The sequence below is a fragment of the Pseudomonas sp. Z003-0.4C(8344-21) genome (genome assembly GCF_900104975.1).
In the GTDB taxonomy this organism is placed as follows: Bacteria; Pseudomonadota; Gammaproteobacteria; order Pseudomonadales; family Pseudomonadaceae; genus Aquipseudomonas; species Aquipseudomonas granadensis.
Genome location: NZ_LT629756.1, coordinates 2,335,554 through 2,354,381, shown reverse-complemented (window position 1 = coordinate 2,354,381; position 18,828 = coordinate 2,335,554). Strand labels below are relative to the sequence as shown.

The window sequence follows — 18,828 nt, the reverse complement described above, 5'->3', positions numbered from 1 at the left end:
AAACCTGTGGGAGCTGGCTTGCCAGCGATGGCGGTGGGTCAGTTAGTAAATCTTTGTCTGACAGGTCGCTATCGCTGGCAAGCCAGCTCCCACAAGGGCTCTGTGTCGTGCACTAATCCATTGTGTGAGCGAGCCAGCTCGCGAAGCTTTTAGCTGCTCTGGGTTTGCACCACGGGGGCGATGACCGCCGCCGGTTTCTTCCTGCTCGCCTTTTCACCGAGGAACAACACCGAGGTGAAATTGAACCGGCTGAAAATCATCGCCAACACCACCGGCCCGAGCAAGCCGACACTCAAGCCACCCAGCACCAGCAGGCTCTCATCCTTAACCCCGAGGCGCCCCAGCACAAACCGCGACGTCGCCGCGAACAGCACATGAAACAGAAAAATCGCATAGGAATAGCCACCGAGCCAGGTCAGCGCTTTCGAACGCATGTCGCTGGACAACAATGCGATGCACGACACACACCCCACCGCCAGGCCGATCAGGCTGCGCCGATCAACGATCAACTCGCGATCAATCGCCGCGACGTACAGCAGCGTCAACGAGATCAGCACAAACAGCAGCGGCCCGATCACCTTGAAGCGCTGTTTCAACACCTCGACATTTTCCTGGCCGATCATCCCTGCGACAAAAAACGGCAGGAGATAAATCGCGCCGTTGATGCCGAATGCATCGAGCGGCAGCGGTGGCAGCAGAAACAACAGCGCGGCGAAGGCAAACAGGCCGTACAGGCGCGTCGCCGAACGCAGCAGGCCGCGCCACTCCAGGAGGCCGACGAAGATGAAAATGATGAACACCGCCTGCAGAAACCAGAAGTGGTTGATCGGCACCCAGAACGACAGCAATGCGTCGATCACGCCGACATCCTTGTTCACCCCCGGCCCCACCGCTTGCAGCACCGAGAACGGCACGCCGACGCAAAACAGCGGCACGATCAGGCGGCGCACCTTGCCGCTGAAAAACGCACCGAAGTCATTGCCACGGATCTTGTAGATCGAATAGATGTACCCCGAGATGAAGGTGAACAGCGGCATGCGCACGTACACCATCGAGTCGGCGATAACCCGGAACGGCGAGCCGATATCGATCTTCAACCCGCCGCCCAGCGGCCCGATGACGTGGTACAGCACCAGCAGCAGGCATGCCAGGCCACGCAGGGTTTCGATCTCCAGGGACTTTTTCTTGCTCGACATACAGCACCTGCCTCAATTCAGAATTCTGGATTCAACCTGCACCGGTTTGTTCGCCCGCAGCATCAAGCCGAGGCCAACGAACAACACCGGCACCACCATCGAAAAATGCCGGGCAAAGGAACCAAAGTCCGGCTCGAACAAGCCTTGCACCAGCAGGAACGCCAGCGGGATCGCGATCAGTTCCTTGGGTTTGGTCTGGATCGGCGCGCCCTTGTAATCGGTCGAGGTGATGACTTTGAACAGCAGCAACGCAGTCATGATCATCAGCGCAACGAAGATCACCTGACCCGGCCCGGACAGCAGAATCAGCTCCACCGGGAACGACAGCCGGAAGAAAATGATCATCGAGTCCAGCGCCTGCGAGACGAAATCACTGCCGCTGAGCCACGAAACGATCAACGACTTCGAGCCCTCCTCCCCTGCCGTGCGCAGTTCGTTGTTGCTGGCGCGAATCGACGACACCGGAAAACCCAGGGCGATCTGAATCGACATGGCCACCGCGAGGTAAAACAGGAACAACATCAGGAAGAACGTCGTGCGCGACACGTATTTTTTCATCACGCAAACGCCGACCCACGACAGCGAAAACAGAATCCAGTACGGTCGGATCAGCACGCCGTAGATCACCGCCGACAAGAAAAAACCGCCGCGATATTTGCGTGTCAACGAGCTGAGCAGAATGCTCAACACCGCCACCGAGACGATGATTTCCTTGGTCAGGTTTTCGAGGAAAAACGAACGGACGATGCCCCACAGACACAAGGTGCCGAAGATCGTCAGCGGCATGCGCCGGAACACCACGACCGGAATCGCCGTGAGGAAGAAATTGCAGAACATGCCGTAGGCCCAGGCGTTGGTCAGGTTGATCCCGGTGGGCCGCAGCAGGAACGCCGAGCACTCGTAGGACGAGCGATCGGGCGAGAACGGGTTCCAGAAATTGCAGTTGTCGGCGCGCGCGTAGGACGACCACAAGGTCATCGCATCCGGGCCGGGATCACGCGGGACCAACAGCGGCATCGCCACCGACAAAAACAACCCGGTAAACAGGATCAAAAACGAAATCGAAGAATCGAGTCGCTTGCCGCGAAACTCGATGCACGGCAACTTCAGGCCCATGACAACGCAGCCTTCTTTGCCGCAGTGACGCGGGTCAACAGCGCAATCACTGCGAGTTGCACAACGACGGCGAAAACGTTGCCCCACGCCGCGCCGTAGATCGAGTAATGCTTGATCAGCACGTAGCTGACCGGTACCGAAATCAGCAGGCAGACCGCCGCGCTGGCCAGCGACACACGGCTGTTTTTCGAAGCAATCAAACCGCCCCAGACGATGTCGCCAATGGCCCGCAGCGCAAAGGAAAAAATCAGCACACCGAGGATGGCGTTATCCGGACGCGGCACGCTGGTGGCGACGTAATCGAGCACCAGATTGAAAAACACGTAGATCGCCACGGCAACAACGGCGGAGACCAGCAGCGAGCGCATCACCCATTTGTTCACGAACAGTTGCTTGACCGTGAACGCCTGCTGATCGGCCTGAAACCGCTTGGCCAATACCGGAATCCCGACCACCGCCACCACCGCATACGACAACGCCTGCAAGGTGTTTGCCGCCGACCATGCGTACACGTATTTACCGAGGCTGGCGTAGGGCTCCAGATCGATGATCAGAAAGCGTTCGGCGTACTGACTCAGCGCGATCAAACCGGTGCCGAGGTAGAACGGCAGCCCGGCCTTCCACACGGTGGCGGTGTCCAGCACCGCCGCTTCCCGTCCCTTGTGTACCCGCGCCACGATCAGGTAACCGGCGATAATTACCAGCACGTTGGCGGCGACCCACAGCCACAACACGCTGGCAATGCCTGCCACCCAGCCGAGCATCATCCCGGCCACGGCCAACACCGCCCACAGACCGGTCTTGATGAAAAACAGCAAGGCCCCGGCGGTGGCTTTCTGTGCAGAAAAGACAAAGGAGTTGATCTCGAACGACAGGTGTTCGGTGAGCAGTACCAACGTCACGCACAGCACCAGCGCAGCGGTCGCTTCGACCTGCTGGAACAACGAATAAATCAGCACCGTGACCACCGACAACAGCAGCCCTACTGCCAGATACAACAGCAGGACTTTATCGACCACCCGACGCGAACTGCCGCCCACACTGATCAAGCGATTGATCTCGGAACTGAACCCGACGCTGTAGAACTTCGACGCAATCAGCGACGCCGCCACTACCACGCCGTAAAAACCCAGCGCCTCATAGCCCAGGTAATGGGTGATCGCGAGCACCAGCAGAAACTTCGCGCCCAATGCCCCGCCGCGAAGCAACAGGCGAAATATCATCGAACGACACCCTTGATGATCTCGTCCATGGCCACGGTTTTTGCCTCGATCTCGCGGCAGGTGTCGGTCAGGCGTTTGCCGAAATCCGCCAAGGCATTCGGCGCGTACACCGTGTTGATGATGGTGTCGACGTCGATGTCGCCGCCATTGATCACCCAGTCTTCGACACCCATGTCCTGATAGGCGCCAAAGCCTTTGCGCTCGTAGCTGATGTGGTAGGCCGGCACGCCGGACAGCAGCGATTCGATGGCGCCGTGCAGACGTACGGAAATCACCAGGTCCGGTTGGTATTTGGCGATTGTGGCTTTCAGCGACAGCAGGTCTTCAGTGATGCCCAGTTCGCGATAGAACGCGCCGTCATCGTTGCCGCGCACCGCGCTTTGCACGGCGCAGACCACTTTGCTTTTGTTCTTCAGGCGTTGCAGGAGCAATTTCAGATTGGCGACGTAAGCGACTTTCTTTTCTTTGCTCCACTCCGGCGGCTTGCGCAGCACCACGCACACGGTCGCCGGCGACGCGGCGCAGCGGGTGAACTTGGGCTGCTGAAGAATCTTGCTGGCCAGTGACTGCACCGCCAGATCCGGCGCGCGGTAGACGTTTTCGCAGGCATCGAAAATCGCCGAAGAGCGATTGTCGCGGACGAACACCGCGTCGGCGCTGGCGTAGTGCTCGACGATCTTGCTGCTTTCGCCGTGGAACGGGCCGATGCTCTGCGGCAGGTACACCGACGGCACCTTGCTGAGGATCGCGGTTTCCAGTTGCTTGGCGTGGCCGATCTTCAACTTGATGTGTTCGAAGGCGCTTTTCGAGCGCATGTATCCGCCACCGACGCCGACGATCAGGTCGGTCTTTTTCAACAGGTCCGCGAGCCCAGCGTAGGACTGGTTGAGGAACACCGCCTGCTTGACCCGGCCCAGCCCTTTGGCCGCCATCACCGGCGCGTCGAAGCGCGGGTGCGGCAAGTAGTTGAAGGAGTCCGGGTCGGAAGCGACGACGCTGATCGCGGTGTCTTCACCAAAGTTGCGCTGCACCAGCGCGATTGCCAGGTCGACCAGCAAACCGTCACCGGAGTTGGAGGCGCTGTAGCCGTGCAAAATCGTTACGTTCATAAGCGTGAGTTCTACTTAATAAGTGGGAGCGCGATACAGGTCGTAGGTCTGGCGAATCATCAATGCGGCGCTGAAACGCTCGCGGACAATGCTCCGGCCTTCGTTGCCGAGGTCGAGCAGGCGCGGTTTCTGGATGATCGTCAGCACATCGGCGAGTGCCTGGTGGTCGCCGCTGGGGAAGACGTAGCCGGACACTTCGTTGGTAACCAGTTCCGGCAGCGAGGTGCAGTTGCTGGCAATCACCGGCAAACCCATGGCCATGCCTTCCAGCGGCACCATGGCGAAACCTTCCCAGCGACTGGGCACGATCAGCGCATCGGCTTTCTGATACAGCGCCTGCACTTCACTGGGCGTTACCCACGGCAGGTATTCGACCGAGTCCATCGGCGGGCAATCCACCGAATCCTCGTTCACCGCACTGCCGACCACCGTCAGTTTGAGGTCCTTGCGCTGGACTTTGGCGAAGGCCTTGAGCAGCACGTCGAAGCCTTTTTGATAATCGAGACGGCCGACGAACAGCAGATGAATCGGCTCGGTTCCCGCAGCTTTCGGCGCGTCATCCTTGTGGTGGATGCCGTTGTAGATCAGTTTCATGCGCTTGCGCTCGATGCCGAACCGCGCGGCTTTGTCGAGCTCGTACTGGCTGACGCAGATGATCACATCGGTGACTTTTTGCAGCACCCGCTCGATCCACGCATAGACCTTCTGCTTGGTCGGCGAGCTTTCCATCAGGAACGAAAACGCGTGCGGGCAATAGACGATCTGCGGCTTGCGCCACGGTCGCAACAGCACGCAGACACAGCGCCCGATCACTCCGGAAAACGTGCTGTGCAGATGCACCACATCGGGTTTTTCCTTGATCAGCACTTGGCTCAGCCGCCAGGCGAAACGCAACAGCGACGGCACATTGCGGCCGGTGCGGGCGAAGGTGCGAATCTGCGGCGGCGCGATGCCGTGCAGTTCTTTTTCCTGATCCTTGGGGACCAGATACACCAGCTCGTAGTTTGCCGCGTCGCCTTCGGGGGAAGCCGAAATCGTGCGGATCACCGTCGCGACGCCACCTTTGATCGTCTCTGCCACGTGCAGTATTTTCTTCACAACTCACCCACTTCAAACAGGAAAGGACAATCGCCAGATTTCAGGATTTGTCGGACGCGTATTCGTAGTTGTAATAGCCGTAGCCACCGTTGCCGTAGTAGCTGGCGGCACGCTTCTCGACGCCGTTGAACACCGCACCTTTGAGCTCGATGCCGTTCTGCGCAAAACGGCGGATGGTCAGTTCGATTTCCTTCGCCGGGTTCACCCCGAAGCGCGTGACGATCAGGCTGATCCCGGCTTCACGGCCGACAATCGCCGCATCGGTAACCGCCAGCAGCGGCGGCGTGTCGATGATCACCAGGTCATAGCGCTCGCTGAGCTCGGCCAGCAGGTCGCGGAAATTCGCGTGCATCAGCAGCTCGGAAGGATTCGGCGGCACTTGGCCGCGACTGATGAAATGCAGGTTGTCGACTTCGACGGTGTGGATCGCCTCATCGATGCTGCAGCGCTTGACCAGCAGGTCGGACAAGCCGTTGGTGATCGGCGTGTTGAGGGTTTTGTGCAGATGCCCTTTGCGCATGTCGGCGTCGATCAGCACCACGCGCTGGCCGCTCAACGCCATGACTGCCGCGAGGTTGGACGAGACGAAGGTCTTGCCGACCTGCGGGCTCGGCCCGGAAATCATGATGCGGTTGTTGGTCGAATCGAGCCCGGCGAAGTGCAGGCAGGTGCGCAGGCTGCGAATCGACTCGATCGACAGGTCGGTCGGATTGCGCAACGCCAGCAGGTACGCCGGCTTGTCGACGCCGTCGCGGGCGCGCCCTTTTCTGCCGTCTTCTTCCTCTTGCAGCGCGCTGTAGGGAATCGACGCGTACACCGGCAAACCCAGTTGTTCGATGGCCTCCGGACCTTCCAGCCCTCGGCTGAGGGATTTGCGCAGCAGCACCAGCGCCACGCCGACAAAGGCACCAAGGAACGTGGCGATCAGCACGATCAGCGGCTTCTTCGGTTTGACCGGGCTGGTCAGGTCGACATCGGCGGTGTCGACCAGGCGCACGTTGCCCACCGCACCGGCGCGGACGATGTCCAGTTCCTGGGATTTGTTCAGCAGTTGCGTGTAGATCTGCGAGGCCACTTCGACGTCGCGGGTCAGGTTGAGCAGTTCTTGCTGCGTCGCCGGCAAGTCCTGGACTTTGCCTTCCAGCGACTTCTGTTGCTGGGTCAACTCACCGATCTGGCTCATCAAGGCGCGATAGGCCGGATGCTGTTTGGTGAATTTGCGGTCCAGCTCCGCCTGCTGCATTTTCAACTCGGAGATGCGCGTTTCCAGCGCCACCGACTGGCCCAGCACCGACTGGGTTTCCAGCGAGATGTTCACGGTCTTGCCGTGGGTTTGATAGGCGTTCAGCGCATCGCTGGCCTTGGCCAGATCACGCTTGACCTGCGGCAACTGACTCTGCAGAAACGCCAGACTCTGCGCCGCTTCCGCCGAAGTCCTCCGCACATTCTGCTCGACGTACAGCGCGGCGATCTTGTTGAGGATCTTCACCGCTTCCGCCGCGTCAGAACTGGCCAGTGCCAGACGGATGATCCCCGACTCCTTGCCCTGCTCGGAAATATCCAGCGCGTCCTGATAGCCCTGAATGGTGACGATCCGCGGATTGCGCACCACTTCGAAGTTCGTACCGGGATTGGCCGACAACTGCGTGATCAGGCCTTCGACGTCGTCCTGAGCGAACGCTTCGCCAGCGCGACCTTCGACCAGCAGGTTGTCGTTGTCATCGAACAGCTGGAAGCGTTGCTGCTCGCCGGCAACCAGCGTGAGTTTCTTGCCGAGCAATTCCTTGGGCAGATTGAGCCGGGCGAATTCCAGACGCTCGCCACCCCAGGCGTAACTGTTCAGGCCGAAGCGCGGCGCGGCGACGCTGGACTCGGTTTCGCCGCGATAACGGCGGGCGAGAAAACCGCCAATCATCGGGAAGGTTTTCGGCGTGACGTCGATGTCCAGACGCAGGTCGTCGACCGTTTTGCCGATCACCGCGCGGGATTTGATGATGCCGATTTCGGTCACCGACGGCGATTGCCCGCCGAGCATGCTGTTGAGGTCGGAGAAACCGAGCATGTCGTTCTTTTTCGGCTCGACCTGCACCAGCGCATTCGCCAGGTACACAGGCGTGGCCAACACTGCATAAGCCACGCCGGCGACCATGAAGGCGCCGGTCAATGCGCCGATCAACCACTTCTGATCGATCAGGCTGCCGAATATGCCGAGCAGATCAATACTGTCTTGATCATTGTCACGGGTGCCGATTACTGACGGTAACTGCATAAGTCTGTTCTTACCATTGACTGTTCTGAAGAATATGGGTCATTGCCCGAGGCGCTTTGCCCATGAACTAACTGCGTCTTCAATCAATGCGTGGGCATGAATAAAAGCGGCCTTGCCTTGACGATACGGATCCTGTATTTCGCGTTCGCTCTGCCACTTGCCAAGCAAAAACACTTTGCCTCGGGCGTGCGAGGCAATCTTCAGTACTTGATTGACGTGCTGTTTCTCCATGACCAGGATCAGGTCCGAGTCATTGACGATATCCGCAGTCAGTTGCCGCGCCTTGAAACTCTCGGCGCTGTGCCCGTGCTCTTCGAGAACCTGCCGCGCAGACGCCTCGACGCCCTCGCCAACCCGTGCCGAGAGGCCGGCGGAGGCCACACTGATGACCGAGGAACCCAGCGCATTGCGCAACAACAGTTCTGCCGTCGGACTACGGCAAATATTGCCCACGCAGACAACGAGGATCTTTTTGAACAAGGTTTTACTTTCCTGTGTAATGTCAAACGGCCAATATCCCGAGAGCATTCGATTGAACCCTCAAGATCTTTCTGCACTCGGAAATAGATTCGCCCTGTTAGTCCCGAAGTATTAAGTACCACAGCGTTTAAAAGCGCCCCAACCACAATTAGCGGACTAAAAATAACTGTGATTTTCGAGCGTTTGTTTTCCGACAAAAAATAACATTCGTGCACTAAGTGCCAGTACCCCGTTCGAAAATTCAGTAATACGATGATTAATTCGCAGTTGTCATTTCTCTTCGGGAGAGCAGACATGAAACCGACCCATTTCCAACGCGCCGGCGCCTTGACCCTGATGCTGCTGGGCGCGACCACTCAGGCCCAGGCCAGCGAACTGTTTCCCAACCTGCCAACGAGGACCATTGGTGTTCAGGTAAAAATCCAGAGCTTCACCGCCGCCGACGCGGAGCAGATCAAAGCCGCCGGTTTCAGCTTCGTGCGCTTCGGCGTCTGGAGCGACAGCCTCAGTGCCAGGACTTATCAGCAACAAGTCAGCAACGCCTTCGCCGCAGCCAAGTCAGCCGGGCTGCCGGTGCTGCTGACCGTGCGTGCAATCAAGGCGCTGCCGGCCACCACGCCCGCCGAGCTGACGAGCGCCGGCGAGACCTTCGCCAAAGCCGTCAACGGCCTGCAACAGTCGTACAGCACCCAACTGGTGGCGATCGAACTATGGAACGAGCCGGATCTGGAAACCTATTGGCCGACGCGCAATTTCGCCACGACCTTTGTGCCGTTCATGAGCGGCGTGTGCAAAACCCTGCAGGCACAGCCACAGCTGACCCCTGTGGTCGGTTTCGGCTTCGCGCGGCCACCGAGCGCCGGTTCGGCGTCGACTGTGGCGCTGAGCCGCATCGTCAGTGACTACCCACAATGCCTCGACGCGGTGTCCTATCACCCTTACGGCATGACGGCGACGCAGATCAGCAATGCGCAAACGTTTATTCAACAGAATTTCAATCTGCCGGGCGTGATCAGTGAGTGGGGAGTTTCGGCGCTCGCCTCGAACGGCGGCGTCGAGGGGCAGGCCAGCAAGATCAACGCATTCATCGCCGATGTTAAACGGCTGAACATCCCGCTGACCTCGATCTACGAATGGCGCAACAGCGCGTCAGGCAGCAACGAACGCGAGCAGAACTTTGGCTTGCTGACCTCTGACGGCCAGCCGAAACCGGCGCGACTGTCGGTGGAAACCCAGCTCAACGCCGAGTAGGTCATGGGCGACCGATCTGTTCGCAGGTCGGTTGCTTTGAACCTGTGCGCGGTTTTGGCATCGTATTCATCGGTACCACGCCCCGCCATTCAAACAATCGTTTTCAGGTTGTTGCCGCAGGGGCCATCGAGACACGCAACCGCCCTTGAGTGGCTGTCAGCGCTCGGGTAATGTCACCAGACCCACAGGACAGAGCACGCCCATGACTTCCAAGCTGGAACAACTCAAACAATTCACCACCGTGGTTGCCGACACCGGCGACTTCGAAGCGATCGCCCGGGTCAAACCGGTCGACGCCACCACCAACCCTTCCCTGCTGCTCAAGGCGGCGGCCATTCCGGCCTACGCCGAACTGCTCAATGCCTGCGTCAGCGACTGCAAGGGCGATGTCGGCCTCGCCAGCGACCGCTTCGGCGTTGCGGTCGGCCAGGAAATCCTCAAGGTCATTCCGGGCCGTATCTCCACCGAAGTGGATGCGCGCTTGTCGTTCGACAAGGATGCCGTGCTCAAACGCGCCCATCGCCTGATCGAGCTGTACGACAAGGCCGGCATTGGCCGCGACCGTGTACTGATCAAGATCGCCTCGACCTGGGAAGGCATCCGCGCTGCTGAAGTGCTGGAAAAGGAAGGCATTCAGACCAACCTGACCCTGCTGTTCTCCTTCGCCCAGGCCGCCGCTTGCGCTGACGCCGGTGTGTTCCTGATTTCGCCGTTCGTGGGCCGTATCTACGACTGGTACAAGAAAGCCAACGGCAACGACTACACCGGCGCCGATGATCCGGGCGTGCAGTCGGTCACCCGCATCTACAACTACTACAAGGCCAATGACTACAAGACCGTGGTCATGGGCGCGAGCTTCCGCAACCTCAGTCAGATCGAACAACTGGCCGGTTGCGACCGCCTGACCATCAGCCCGGACCTGATCGACAAGCTGGCTGCCGACACCGGCAAGCTGGAGCGCAAACTGGCGCCAGGCAATGCCGGCGAAGCGCGTCTGAGCCTCAACGAAGCGCAGTTCCGCTGGTTGTCCAACGAAGACGCGATGGCCACCGAGAAACTGGCTGAGGGCATTCGTCAGTTCGCCCGCGACCAGGAAAAACTCGAGGCGTTGTTGCAGGCCAAGCTGTGAACTGAGTTGGCGTAATGCAAAAAGGGCGAACCCTCACGGGTTCGCCCTTTTTTGTGTCTGTCGGGAAATTTCAGTGTTCTTGAGGGAGCTATCGCGAGCAGGCTCACTCCTACAGGGGATCTGTGGCCTTATCGCAGAATCTGTGTCGAATTAAGAACCTGTAGGAGTGAGCCTGCTCGCGATAGGGGCCAGCAGACCCTACCCCTCATCTCAAACCATCAATGTCTTTCGAGGGCATTCACCAGGTCATGAAACGCTTCCCGATTGGAATCGTTCAGGCCCATGAGGATCTTGTGCGCTTCGAGCACCTTGATCCGTACCACTTCTTCGGACTGGTCCTGATCCGGCAGGTCATCCAGGCACTCCGGGCATGGCACCGGGTGGTTGACGATGTTGAACACCTGCTCGAAACCCATCGACTGCAGCAGCCGGGTGATGTCTTCGTGAGTGGTGACGACAGTCGGCAACAGCCCGACCTTTTGCCGCGACAGGATCGACAGTTTGGCCAGCAGGCCAAGGGTCGTGCTGTCGATGCTGCGGGTTTCGGTCAAATCGATCACGATCGCGTTGAAATTCAGCGCGGTGAAGATTTTCTCAATAGTCGCATCCAACGCCGAACACAGGGTCAGGCGAACTTCACCGACGAACTTCAGGACGAAGGTGCCGTCCTGCTCGGCGAACTGGATTCTACCGGTACTCATTAAAGATTCCTGCTCAACACCAACAGGGCGATATCATCCGGCATCTCCCCTAGCGTGGCCAATCCAAACACTTGCCGCAGACCATCCAGGCTGCCGCCCGCCGACTTCACCCGTTGAGGCAAAGCGGCTTCTTTTTCTTTGAGCGTCGGTTCTGGCAAAAGGTCCAGAATGCCATCCGACATCAGCGTCAGGCTGAACGTCGGCGGCAGCTCAAGCACGTGGTCTTCGTAGGTGGCTTCATTGAACAGCCCCACCGGCAGACCACGGCCTTCGAGATAACGAACACTGTCAGGCGTGTACAACACAGGCAACGGCAGATGGCCGCCGATGCTATAGGTCAACAAACCGGTCTCCTCGTCGATGACTCCACCGACCATTGTGACGTGTTTACCCAGCTTACAACTGATCAGCCCCCGGTTGATATGACCGAGCACTTCCGAAGGCTTGAATTCCGGCAATGTGCCGTTGCGCTTGGATTCGAACAGCAAGCGCGTGGTCATGAACTTCAACAGCACGGTGACGAACGCTGAAGACGCGCCATGCCCGGAAACGTCCGCCAGATAGAACGCGACACGGCGTTCGTCCACGCGGAAATAATCGACAAAATCACCCGAAAGGTACAACGACGGGATGATCTGGTGGGCGAACTGAAACTCGTCAATGCTCCACGGGCTTTCCGGCAGCATGTTCATCTGCACCTGGCGACCGGCGTTCTGGTCCTCCTGGAGCAGATTGAGGCTGGCCTCAAGCTCGCGGTTGGCCTTTTCCAGCTTCTCGCGGTAGCGCTGGTTTTCCAGCAGCAGGCGCGCACGATCCAGGGCTCGACGCACGGAATGCTCGAGCACCGCCAGATCTTCGAGAGGCTTGATCAGGTAATCCGCCGCGCCCAGGCGCAGGGCCTCGACCGCGTCGTTCATCACGCCGGCACCCGAAACGACGATCACCGGCGTCTGCGGCGAGCGCTCGGTGACCTGACGAATCAGTTCGAGACCGCCCATCTGCGGCATGCGCAGATCGCAGATGACCAGGTCGGGCGTTTCTTGCTCGAATACCTGAAGACCCTGTTGACCGTTGCCGGCCTGCAGGACGCTGAAACCACTGTCTTCCAGATAGGCCGCGAGACTTGCGCGCACTACCTCGTCATCATCGATTATCAGCAGCGTGGCACTGGTTTTTGGCATGTGGGCAAACGGCGCCAGAATTAGGTTGGCGTAGGTGGCGAGGCCTCGGGCCTTGCACAGACTACTGGATTCGCTTTCTAGCCTCTCTGCTGCAGCGCTTTCAAGCATTCGCTTCGCACGCGGTTTTAAACAGAGGTGCCCTTCTAAGGCGCAGACGGTACTCCCATCCGCAGAGCGTTTCAAGCGTGCGCCGATGGTCGCTTGACGACTTTGTTTGTCAAAGCACCGAGAGTTATAAGAACGGCCGGAAGCGTAACCGGATGGAAGGTCATCCTGCCGGGCCGAGCCTGCTCCACAGACAAAAAAGGCGACCCTGAGGTCGCCTTCCTGTTTTTCGGTCGAAATCAGAAATCGTCTTCGACCTGGCCATCCTTCACCTTGAACTCGCGGTTCTGCAGGTAGGCGTTGCGGATGAACGTGTACTTGTCGCCGCTGATCAGCTTCTCGCTCGATAGCAGGCTGGCACGGGTGTCGACGATGTTCAGGCCAAAGATCGAGTTGCGGGTCGGCACGTGGTCGATGTAGCGGTATGGGCCGGTAAAGCCGTCGACGTATTTCGACGGTGCATCACGCAGGGTGCTCGGGCCCATCAGCGGCAGCATCACGTAAGGACCGCTGCCCACGCCCCAGTAGCCGAGGGTCTGGCCGAAGTCTTCATCGCTACGGTTCAGGCCCATCTGGGTGCCGACGTCGAAGAAGCCGAGCAGACCGAACGTGGTGTTGAAGATCAGACGTGCCGTATCGACGCCAGCGGCCGCCGGTTTGGCCTGCAGAATGTTGTTGGCCAGGTTGGTGACGTCACCGACGTTGCGGAACATGTTGTGAATACCGTCTTCAACGAACTGCGGCGTGACGAATTCATAACCCTGCGCCAGCGGCTTGAGCGCATAGGTGTCAACGAAATCGTTGAACTGGAAGATCGGACGGTTGACGCTTTCCCAAGGATCATCTTCCGTGGCCGCCTGGCTGGCCAACGGCGCCAGCGACAGGCCGGCGTAGACACAAAGCTGAGCGAGCGGATGGCTCAAGCGCATAGAAAAACTCCTTGGATTTGTACCGTCGCGGACGTCAGGGTCCGGGCATTAAGGCCGCTAGTATAAGCGTAAACGCCGCTTTGGACAGTCTGGCCGATGCAGCGGTCTGTAGGATCTTTCCGCGCGGGTCGTTCACTTCATTGTCATCCAACTGTCACCGACGCACCCTAGCCTGAGCGTTATTTCAGGGACGTTGCCATGACTCACGCCGAAACCTTGCCCCTCGCCGCCTCGAGCCTGACTGCCGTGCTGTTTGGCCTGAGCGGTTGCCTGGTGGATTTCGGCGCGCGCGCACGGCAACAGGCAAGCGCCCTGCCCGAGCACGCCGAGGCCACGCCGGGTGCGCTCGACAGCTTGCGCAGCTTGCGGCGCCAGCAGATTCCCTGTGCCTGGCTGGATGAGCTGCCCGCCGCCCTGACGCAGTCGTTGTCAGCCACGCTGCCGCCCTGGATCAAACCGGCGCAACATTCGGCAACAACAATTCCATGGCCAGCGCCCAACGCTTGTTGGCAAGCGCTGATGGCGTTGAACGTCGAAAGCCTTGATGGTTGCGTACTGGTCAGTGGCGAACCGCGATTGCTGCAATCAGGCCTCAACGCTGGGCTATGGACCATCGGCCTCGCCTCCTGCGGTTCACTCTGCGGGCTGACGCCTGTGGAATGGCAAGCATTGGGCCAGAAGGAGCGCGAGTTGTTGCGTGGCAAGGCGACGATGCAACTATTCGCTCTTGGCGTGCATTCGGTAATCGATCATCTGGGCGAGCTCGACACCTGCCTGGCGGACATCAACCTGCGCCGCCTCAAAGGCGAAAAGCCCTGATCCGGATCATGCAGGTTTGGCGTGAGTGGATTAATCTAAAGGTCAGTCACCGACCTTTGGCGCGCGGCTGCGGTCAATGCCAGTGCCTATTGATAAAAGGAAACCACCATGCCCGCCCAAGAACTGCAAAAACAGCTCGATACCCTGCGCGAGCAGCTGGAACAGAATCCACCGCTGTCGGACGCCGAGCGTGAGGATTTGCGTGCGCTGATGGCGCAGATCGAATCGGAAATTCAACTGGAAACTGCCACACAGGACGCGAGTATCGCCGATGGCGTGAATCTGGCGGTCGAGCGCTTCGAAGTCGAACACCCCGCCATCGCCGGCACCCTGCGCAACATCATGAACACCCTGGGCAGCATGGGCATCTGAATCCCCCGCCGCACAAAAAAGCCCTGCCAGCGATGGCAGGGCTTTTTCATTCAACTTTGGCAATGCATTCCCCTGTAGGAGTGAGCCTGCTCGCGATAGCGGTGTGTCAGTTAACATCATCGTCAGCTGACACACCGCTATCGCGAGCAGGCTCACTCCTACAGTTGATCTTTATTGACGCACGAGGCGGTGATTCGGCAGCTGTACGCTTTCGGTGCTGCGATACGGGTTGATATCCAGGCCGCCACGACGCACGTAACGTGCAAACACCGTCAGCTTTTCTGGTTTCAGAAGACGCTGCAGATCAAGAAAAATCCGCTCGACACACTGCTCATGAAAATCCGAATGCTGGCGAAAGCTGACGATATATTCCAGCAGGCTGGCGTGATCCAGCGCCGAGCCACGATATTCCACCACCACACTGCCCCAGTCCGGCTGGCTGGTCACCGGGCAGTTGGATTTGAGCAGATGGCTGTGCACGCTCTCCTCGACGATGCGCGAATCGTCGCAACGCAGCAGTTCCGGGCGCGGATGTTCGTAGTTGCTGACGCTGATATCCAGATCATCGATGCACACGCCCGGCAACGCCACGACGCCTTCCGCTTCAACCTCTTTGAGGCTGCGAACGCGTACGCCCACCGGTTTGCCGGCCGCGGCGGACAAGTCCTTGACCAGCGTCGCCTCAAGGGTGGCGATGTCAGCGAACGACGTCTGGTTCAGCGAATTCAGATACAGCTTGAACGACTTCGATTCGATGATGTTCGGCGAATCGGCCGGGATGCTGAATTCACCGATCGCCACCACCGGTTTGCCCGAGGGCAGCAGCCACGACAGTTCGAAGCAGTTCCAGAAATCCACGCCTTTATACGGCAGGGTTTCGGCGGTCAGGCCAAGCTCGGCCCATTTCGCGGTGCGCGGAATCGGAAACAGCAGGGACGGCGTGTACGTGGCGATGTATTCGCTGGATTTGCCCAGCGGCGAATGTTCGGCTGCGGGATGCATGGCGGAAACCTGACTGAAGAATCAGCGGATTCTACCAGCCTTTGCCCGCGCCTTTCAGTGCTTACTGACTGACAGTCAATTTGCCGACCATGCCGGCCTGATAATGCCCGGGAATGTTGCAGGCAAATTCCAGACTCGTCGCCTTGTTGAAGGTCCAGGTCAATTCAGCAGTCTTGCCCGGCTCGACCAGCACGCTGTTGGGATCGTCGTGCTTCATGCCGTGGCCCATCGCTGCGTGCTCCGTGCCGGTCATGCCGTGGGACATTTCCTTGATGCCGGTAGGCGTGAGCATGCCGCTTTGTTGCATCTGCAACATTTCCTGCTGGTGCCTGGCATGCATCGCGGCGTCACCGAGGTTGAATTCGTGCAGCAACTGGCCCTTGTTCACCAGCACAAAACGAATCGTCTCACCGGGCTTGATCTGGAGGGTCTTGGGATCGAACGACATATCACCCATGACCACCTCAACGCTGCGAGAAGCCTGGGCGGCCGACGCGGGTTGACCAAAATCGAACGTGTGCGCCGGCGCCGCCCACACCGGTGCGCTCATCGCCAGCAGAGCGGCGGCCAACATCGGGGATTTACGCAAAAACATGTTCATGCTCCAACAAGATAAGGTTCAGCCTGTAGGACACTCTAGCCGCCATGCGCTGGCACTCACCTGACAGGCAGATTACAACTTTGTCAGGTTGGCACCTGCCGCGTGGGGCCAAGGTATAACGCTATCGTTTGCACACCGGAAAACACCCGAGCCGCCCATGAAACTGTTGATTGTCGAAGACCAAGCGAAAACCGGCCAATACCTGCGCCAGGGCCTGACCGAGGCCGGGTTCAACACGGAGCTGGTGGCTGACGGCAACAGCGGTCAGCAATTGGCGCTGAGCGGTGATTACGCCTTGTTGATCCTCGACGTGATGTTGCCGGGGCGCAGTGGCTGGCAGATCGTCCAGGCAGTGCGCAGTGCCGGGCTGGATACGCCGGTACTTTTTCTCACGGCCAAAGACGCGGTGGAAGACCGGGTTCACGGCCTTGAGCTCGGCGCCGACGATTATCTGGTCAAGCCCTTCGCCTTTTCCGAACTGCTCGCGCGGGTGCGCAGTCTGTTGCGTCGCGGCAGCGCCACCCCGCAGGAAACCAGCCTGCAACTGGCCGATCTGCGCCTGGACCTGATCCGCCGCCGTGTCGAGCGCAGCGGCCAGCGCATCGACCTGACCGCCAAGGAATTCGCCCTGCTGGAAATGCTCCTGCGCCGCCAGGGCGAGGTGTTGCCGAAGTCGCTGATCGCTTCGCAGGTCTGGGACATGAATTTCGACAGCGACACCAATGTCATCGAAGTGGCGATCCGCCGTTTGCGCCTGAAGATCGACGACGACTTCCCCGACAAGCTGATCCACACCGTGCGCGGCATGGGCTACGTGCTCGAAGAGCGTGGCGCCTGATGCGCAGGCTGTCGTTGAGTTCGCGTCTGGCCCTGCTGTTTGCCGCCTGCACTGCCGTGGTGTCGCTGTTCGCCGGCGTGCTGTTTAATCGCGCCAGCGAGGCGCATTTCATCGAACTCGACCAGCAGCAATTGGAGACCAGACTCATCGGCCTGCGTCGCGCCTTGCAGGATATTCAGCCCGCTCAACGCGACGCGCGCCTGGCAGATGAACTGAGCCGCCAGGCCGATCTCTCACTGCGGATCTCCAGCGGCGACGGCCAGCACTGGTATGACAGCTCGGCACAAATTCCGCAAAACCTGCCGTTGCAACCGGGCCTGTCGACGATCAGTACTGGCGGCATCGATTACCGCGTACTGCGCGCCCCGCTCTACCCCGACACAGCGGATTCAGCGCAATTGACCCTGCTGCTGGACATCACCCACCACCAGCACTTTTTGCAACGCATGCAGCGCCTGATCTGGCTGACCATGGGTTTATCAGCGCTGGCCACCGCGTTGCTCGGCGCCTGGGCGGCGCGCAGTGGCTTGCGTCCGTTGCGGCGCATGAGCACGGTGGCCCGGGGGATTTCCGCGCAGTCGCTCAACGCCCGACTGCCGGAAACGCAAATGCCGCCCGAACTTGCCGAATTGGCCCACAGCTTCAACGCCATGCTCGCACGCCTCGACGACTCGTTTCAGCGGCTCTCGGCGTTCTCGGCCGACATCGCCCATGAGCTGCGCACGCCGCTGTCGAACCTGCTGACCCACACCCAGGTCACCCTCACCCGCCCTCGCCCGCTCGAGGACTATCGCGAAGCGCTGCACAGCAACCTCGAAGAATTGCAATGGATGGCGCAACTGGTCAACGACATGTTGTACCTGGCCAAGGCCGATCACGGCTTGCTTGTGCCCAAGCGCGAAGCGCTGGAGCTGGCGGAAGAAAGCGATGCGCTGCTGGAGTTTTTTGCGCCGTTGGCGGAGGACGCCGGGATTGAATTGAGTCGAGAGGGCCAAGCGCGAATCGACGGTGATCGCGGCATGTTGCGCCGGGCCTTGTCGAATCTGCTGGATAACGCGCTACGGTTTACCCCGCCTGAAGGTTATGTGCGGCTGAGCATTGCCGATCAGGCGAACTCTGTTCGCGTCTGCATCCAGAACAGTGGAGAAGGAATTTCAGAGGAGTTGCTGCCGCGGTTGTTTGACCGCTTCTACCGGGCTGATCCGGCGCGCCAGGAAGGCAGCAGTGAACATGCAGGGTTGGGATTGGCGATTACGCAATCGATCGTTCGCGCCCATGGCGGGCAGATTCATTGCGAATCAGAATCTGGGGTGACGCGATTTGTGATTGAGTTGCCTAAGGGCAAAGTGAGGCCAGCTGTACCGGCCTCATCGCTAGCAGGCTAGCTCCCACAGGGGATTTGTGAACGA

At 59.4% G+C, this 18,828-nt stretch carries 18 protein-coding genes; 6 read left to right on the top strand and 12 right to left on the bottom strand.

The window, feature by feature from the left end:
- Window positions 1-149 precede the first annotated feature (149 nt).
- From BLU24_RS10820 to BLU24_RS10790, 7 genes are read right to left on the bottom strand one after another with little or no spacing between them, the layout of a single operon-like run.
- Window positions 150-1,196, bottom strand: a complete 1,047-nt coding sequence (locus BLU24_RS10820; RefSeq protein ID WP_093099918.1) for an acyltransferase family protein — start codon at window positions 1,194-1,196, stop codon at window positions 150-152.
- Window positions 1,197-1,208: 12 nt separating this feature from the next.
- The gene (locus BLU24_RS10815) at window positions 1,209-2,312 is read right to left on the bottom strand and encodes a hypothetical protein (RefSeq protein ID WP_090284683.1); all 1,104 of its coding nucleotides are present in this window, start codon (window positions 2,310-2,312) and stop codon (window positions 1,209-1,211) included.
- Window positions 2,303-3,535, bottom strand: coding sequence for an oligosaccharide flippase family protein (locus BLU24_RS10810; RefSeq protein WP_093099915.1), 1,233 nt, complete (start codon window positions 3,533-3,535; stop codon window positions 2,303-2,305). The genes BLU24_RS10815 and BLU24_RS10810 overlap by 10 nt, the downstream gene beginning before the upstream one ends.
- Window positions 3,532-4,644: a polysaccharide pyruvyl transferase family protein gene (locus BLU24_RS10805; protein ID WP_093099912.1), complete on the bottom strand. Its 1,113-nt coding sequence runs from the start codon at window positions 4,642-4,644 to the stop codon at window positions 3,532-3,534. Before BLU24_RS10805 ends, BLU24_RS10810 begins: the two co-directional genes overlap by 4 nt.
- A gap of 15 nt (window positions 4,645-4,659) precedes the next feature.
- Window positions 4,660-5,742 carry a glycosyltransferase gene (locus BLU24_RS10800; protein WP_093099910.1) on the bottom strand — a complete coding sequence of 361 codons (1,083 nt, stop codon included), beginning with the start codon at window positions 5,740-5,742 and terminating at the stop codon, window positions 4,660-4,662.
- Window positions 5,743-5,782: 40 nt separating this feature from the next.
- The gene (locus BLU24_RS10795; protein ID WP_093099908.1) at window positions 5,783-8,011 is read right to left on the bottom strand and encodes a polysaccharide biosynthesis tyrosine autokinase; all 2,229 of its coding nucleotides are present in this window, start codon (window positions 8,009-8,011) and stop codon (window positions 5,783-5,785) included.
- Between the two features lie 39 nt (window positions 8,012-8,050).
- A complete protein-coding gene (locus BLU24_RS10790) occupies window positions 8,051-8,491 on the bottom strand; it encodes a low molecular weight protein-tyrosine-phosphatase (protein ID WP_093099906.1) in 441 nt (146 codons plus the stop codon).
- Between the two features lie 294 nt (window positions 8,492-8,785).
- Between BLU24_RS10790 and BLU24_RS10785 the strand changes: the two genes are divergently transcribed.
- Window positions 8,786-9,742 (top strand): cellulase family glycosylhydrolase, encoded by a 957-nt coding sequence (locus tag BLU24_RS10785; RefSeq protein ID WP_093099904.1) that lies wholly within the window; start codon window positions 8,786-8,788, stop codon window positions 9,740-9,742.
- Window positions 9,743-9,944: 202 nt separating this feature from the next.
- Complete coding sequence (gene tal / locus BLU24_RS10780; RefSeq protein WP_093099902.1) at window positions 9,945-10,871, top strand: transaldolase; 927 nt, start codon at window positions 9,945-9,947, stop codon at window positions 10,869-10,871.
- Window positions 10,872-11,089: 218 nt separating this feature from the next.
- On the opposite strand, the gene rssC is transcribed toward tal, so the two are convergent.
- The 3 genes from rssC to BLU24_RS10765 all read right to left on the bottom strand — a co-directional run bounded on the left by rssC (window position 11,090) and on the right by BLU24_RS10765 (window position 13,787).
- A complete protein-coding gene (gene rssC, locus BLU24_RS10775) occupies window positions 11,090-11,572 on the bottom strand; it encodes an anti-sigma factor antagonist RssC (RefSeq protein ID WP_003226553.1) in 483 nt (160 codons plus the stop codon).
- Complete coding sequence (gene rssB, locus BLU24_RS10770) at window positions 11,572-12,753, bottom strand: two-component system response regulator RssB (RefSeq protein ID WP_090284699.1); 1,182 nt, start codon at window positions 12,751-12,753, stop codon at window positions 11,572-11,574. Before rssB ends, rssC begins: the two co-directional genes overlap by 1 nt.
- A gap of 344 nt (window positions 12,754-13,097) precedes the next feature.
- Window positions 13,098-13,787: an MlaA family lipoprotein gene (locus BLU24_RS10765; protein WP_090284701.1), complete on the bottom strand. Its 690-nt coding sequence runs from the start codon at window positions 13,785-13,787 to the stop codon at window positions 13,098-13,100.
- Between the two features lie 198 nt (window positions 13,788-13,985).
- On the opposite strand from BLU24_RS10765, the gene BLU24_RS10760 reads away from it, so the two are divergent.
- Together BLU24_RS10760 and BLU24_RS10755 are read left to right on the top strand one after the other, a co-directional pair.
- A complete protein-coding gene (locus tag BLU24_RS10760; RefSeq protein WP_093099900.1) occupies window positions 13,986-14,606 on the top strand; it encodes a phosphatase in 621 nt (206 codons plus the stop codon).
- Window positions 14,607-14,714: 108 nt separating this feature from the next.
- Complete coding sequence (locus tag BLU24_RS10755) at window positions 14,715-14,978, top strand: DUF4404 family protein (RefSeq protein ID WP_093099898.1); 264 nt, start codon at window positions 14,715-14,717, stop codon at window positions 14,976-14,978.
- Between the two features lie 171 nt (window positions 14,979-15,149).
- Here the strand turns inward: BLU24_RS10755 and queF are convergent, their stop codons facing one another.
- Together queF and copI are read right to left on the bottom strand one after the other, a co-directional pair.
- Window positions 15,150-15,980 carry an NADPH-dependent 7-cyano-7-deazaguanine reductase QueF gene (gene queF, locus BLU24_RS10750; protein WP_093099895.1) on the bottom strand — a complete coding sequence of 277 codons (831 nt, stop codon included), beginning with the start codon at window positions 15,978-15,980 and terminating at the stop codon, window positions 15,150-15,152.
- Window positions 15,981-16,041: 61 nt separating this feature from the next.
- On the bottom strand, window positions 16,042-16,575 hold the full coding sequence (gene copI / locus BLU24_RS10745) for a copper-resistant cuproprotein CopI (RefSeq protein ID WP_093099893.1): 534 nt from the start codon (window positions 16,573-16,575) through the stop codon (window positions 16,042-16,044).
- Between the two features lie 163 nt (window positions 16,576-16,738).
- On the opposite strand from copI, the gene BLU24_RS10740 reads away from it, so the two are divergent.
- Together BLU24_RS10740 and BLU24_RS10735 are read left to right on the top strand one after the other, a co-directional pair.
- On the top strand, window positions 16,739-17,419 hold the full coding sequence (locus BLU24_RS10740) for a heavy metal response regulator transcription factor (RefSeq protein WP_090284711.1): 681 nt from the start codon (window positions 16,739-16,741) through the stop codon (window positions 17,417-17,419).
- Window positions 17,419-18,804: a heavy metal sensor histidine kinase gene (locus tag BLU24_RS10735; protein ID WP_093099891.1), complete on the top strand. Its 1,386-nt coding sequence runs from the start codon at window positions 17,419-17,421 to the stop codon at window positions 18,802-18,804. Before BLU24_RS10740 ends, BLU24_RS10735 begins: the two co-directional genes overlap by 1 nt.
- Window positions 18,805-18,828 lie beyond the last annotated feature (24 nt).

Coding starts and splice junctions, on each gene's coding strand:
- BLU24_RS10785 (WP_093099904.1), top strand. CDS start 8,786: ATGAAACCGACCCATTTCCAACGCGCCGGCGCCTTGACCCTGATGCTG.
- BLU24_RS10765 (WP_090284701.1), bottom strand. CDS start 13,787: ATGCGCTTGAGCCATCCGCTCGCTCAGCTTTGTGTCTACGCCGGCCTG.
- BLU24_RS10795 (WP_093099908.1), bottom strand. CDS start 8,011: ATGCAGTTACCGTCAGTAATCGGCACCCGTGACAATGATCAAGACAGT.
- BLU24_RS10735 (WP_093099891.1), top strand. CDS start 17,419: ATGCGCAGGCTGTCGTTGAGTTCGCGTCTGGCCCTGCTGTTTGCCGCC.
- BLU24_RS10815 (WP_090284683.1), bottom strand. CDS start 2,312: ATGGGCCTGAAGTTGCCGTGCATCGAGTTTCGCGGCAAGCGACTCGAT.
- copI (WP_093099893.1), bottom strand. CDS start 16,575: ATGTTTTTGCGTAAATCCCCGATGTTGGCCGCCGCTCTGCTGGCGATG.
- BLU24_RS10805 (WP_093099912.1), bottom strand. CDS start 4,644: ATGAACGTAACGATTTTGCACGGCTACAGCGCCTCCAACTCCGGTGAC.
- queF (WP_093099895.1), bottom strand. CDS start 15,980: ATGCATCCCGCAGCCGAACATTCGCCGCTGGGCAAATCCAGCGAATAC.
- BLU24_RS10820 (WP_093099918.1), bottom strand. CDS start 1,196: ATGTCGAGCAAGAAAAAGTCCCTGGAGATCGAAACCCTGCGTGGCCTG.
- rssB (WP_090284699.1), bottom strand. CDS start 12,753: ATGCCAAAAACCAGTGCCACGCTGCTGATAATCGATGATGACGAGGTA.
- BLU24_RS10755 (WP_093099898.1), top strand. CDS start 14,715: ATGCCCGCCCAAGAACTGCAAAAACAGCTCGATACCCTGCGCGAGCAG.
- BLU24_RS10760 (WP_093099900.1), top strand. CDS start 13,986: ATGACTCACGCCGAAACCTTGCCCCTCGCCGCCTCGAGCCTGACTGCC.
- BLU24_RS10810 (WP_093099915.1), bottom strand. CDS start 3,535: ATGATATTTCGCCTGTTGCTTCGCGGCGGGGCATTGGGCGCGAAGTTT.
- tal (WP_093099902.1), top strand. CDS start 9,945: ATGACTTCCAAGCTGGAACAACTCAAACAATTCACCACCGTGGTTGCC.
- rssC (WP_003226553.1), bottom strand. CDS start 11,572: ATGAGTACCGGTAGAATCCAGTTCGCCGAGCAGGACGGCACCTTCGTC.
- BLU24_RS10740 (WP_090284711.1), top strand. CDS start 16,739: ATGAAACTGTTGATTGTCGAAGACCAAGCGAAAACCGGCCAATACCTG.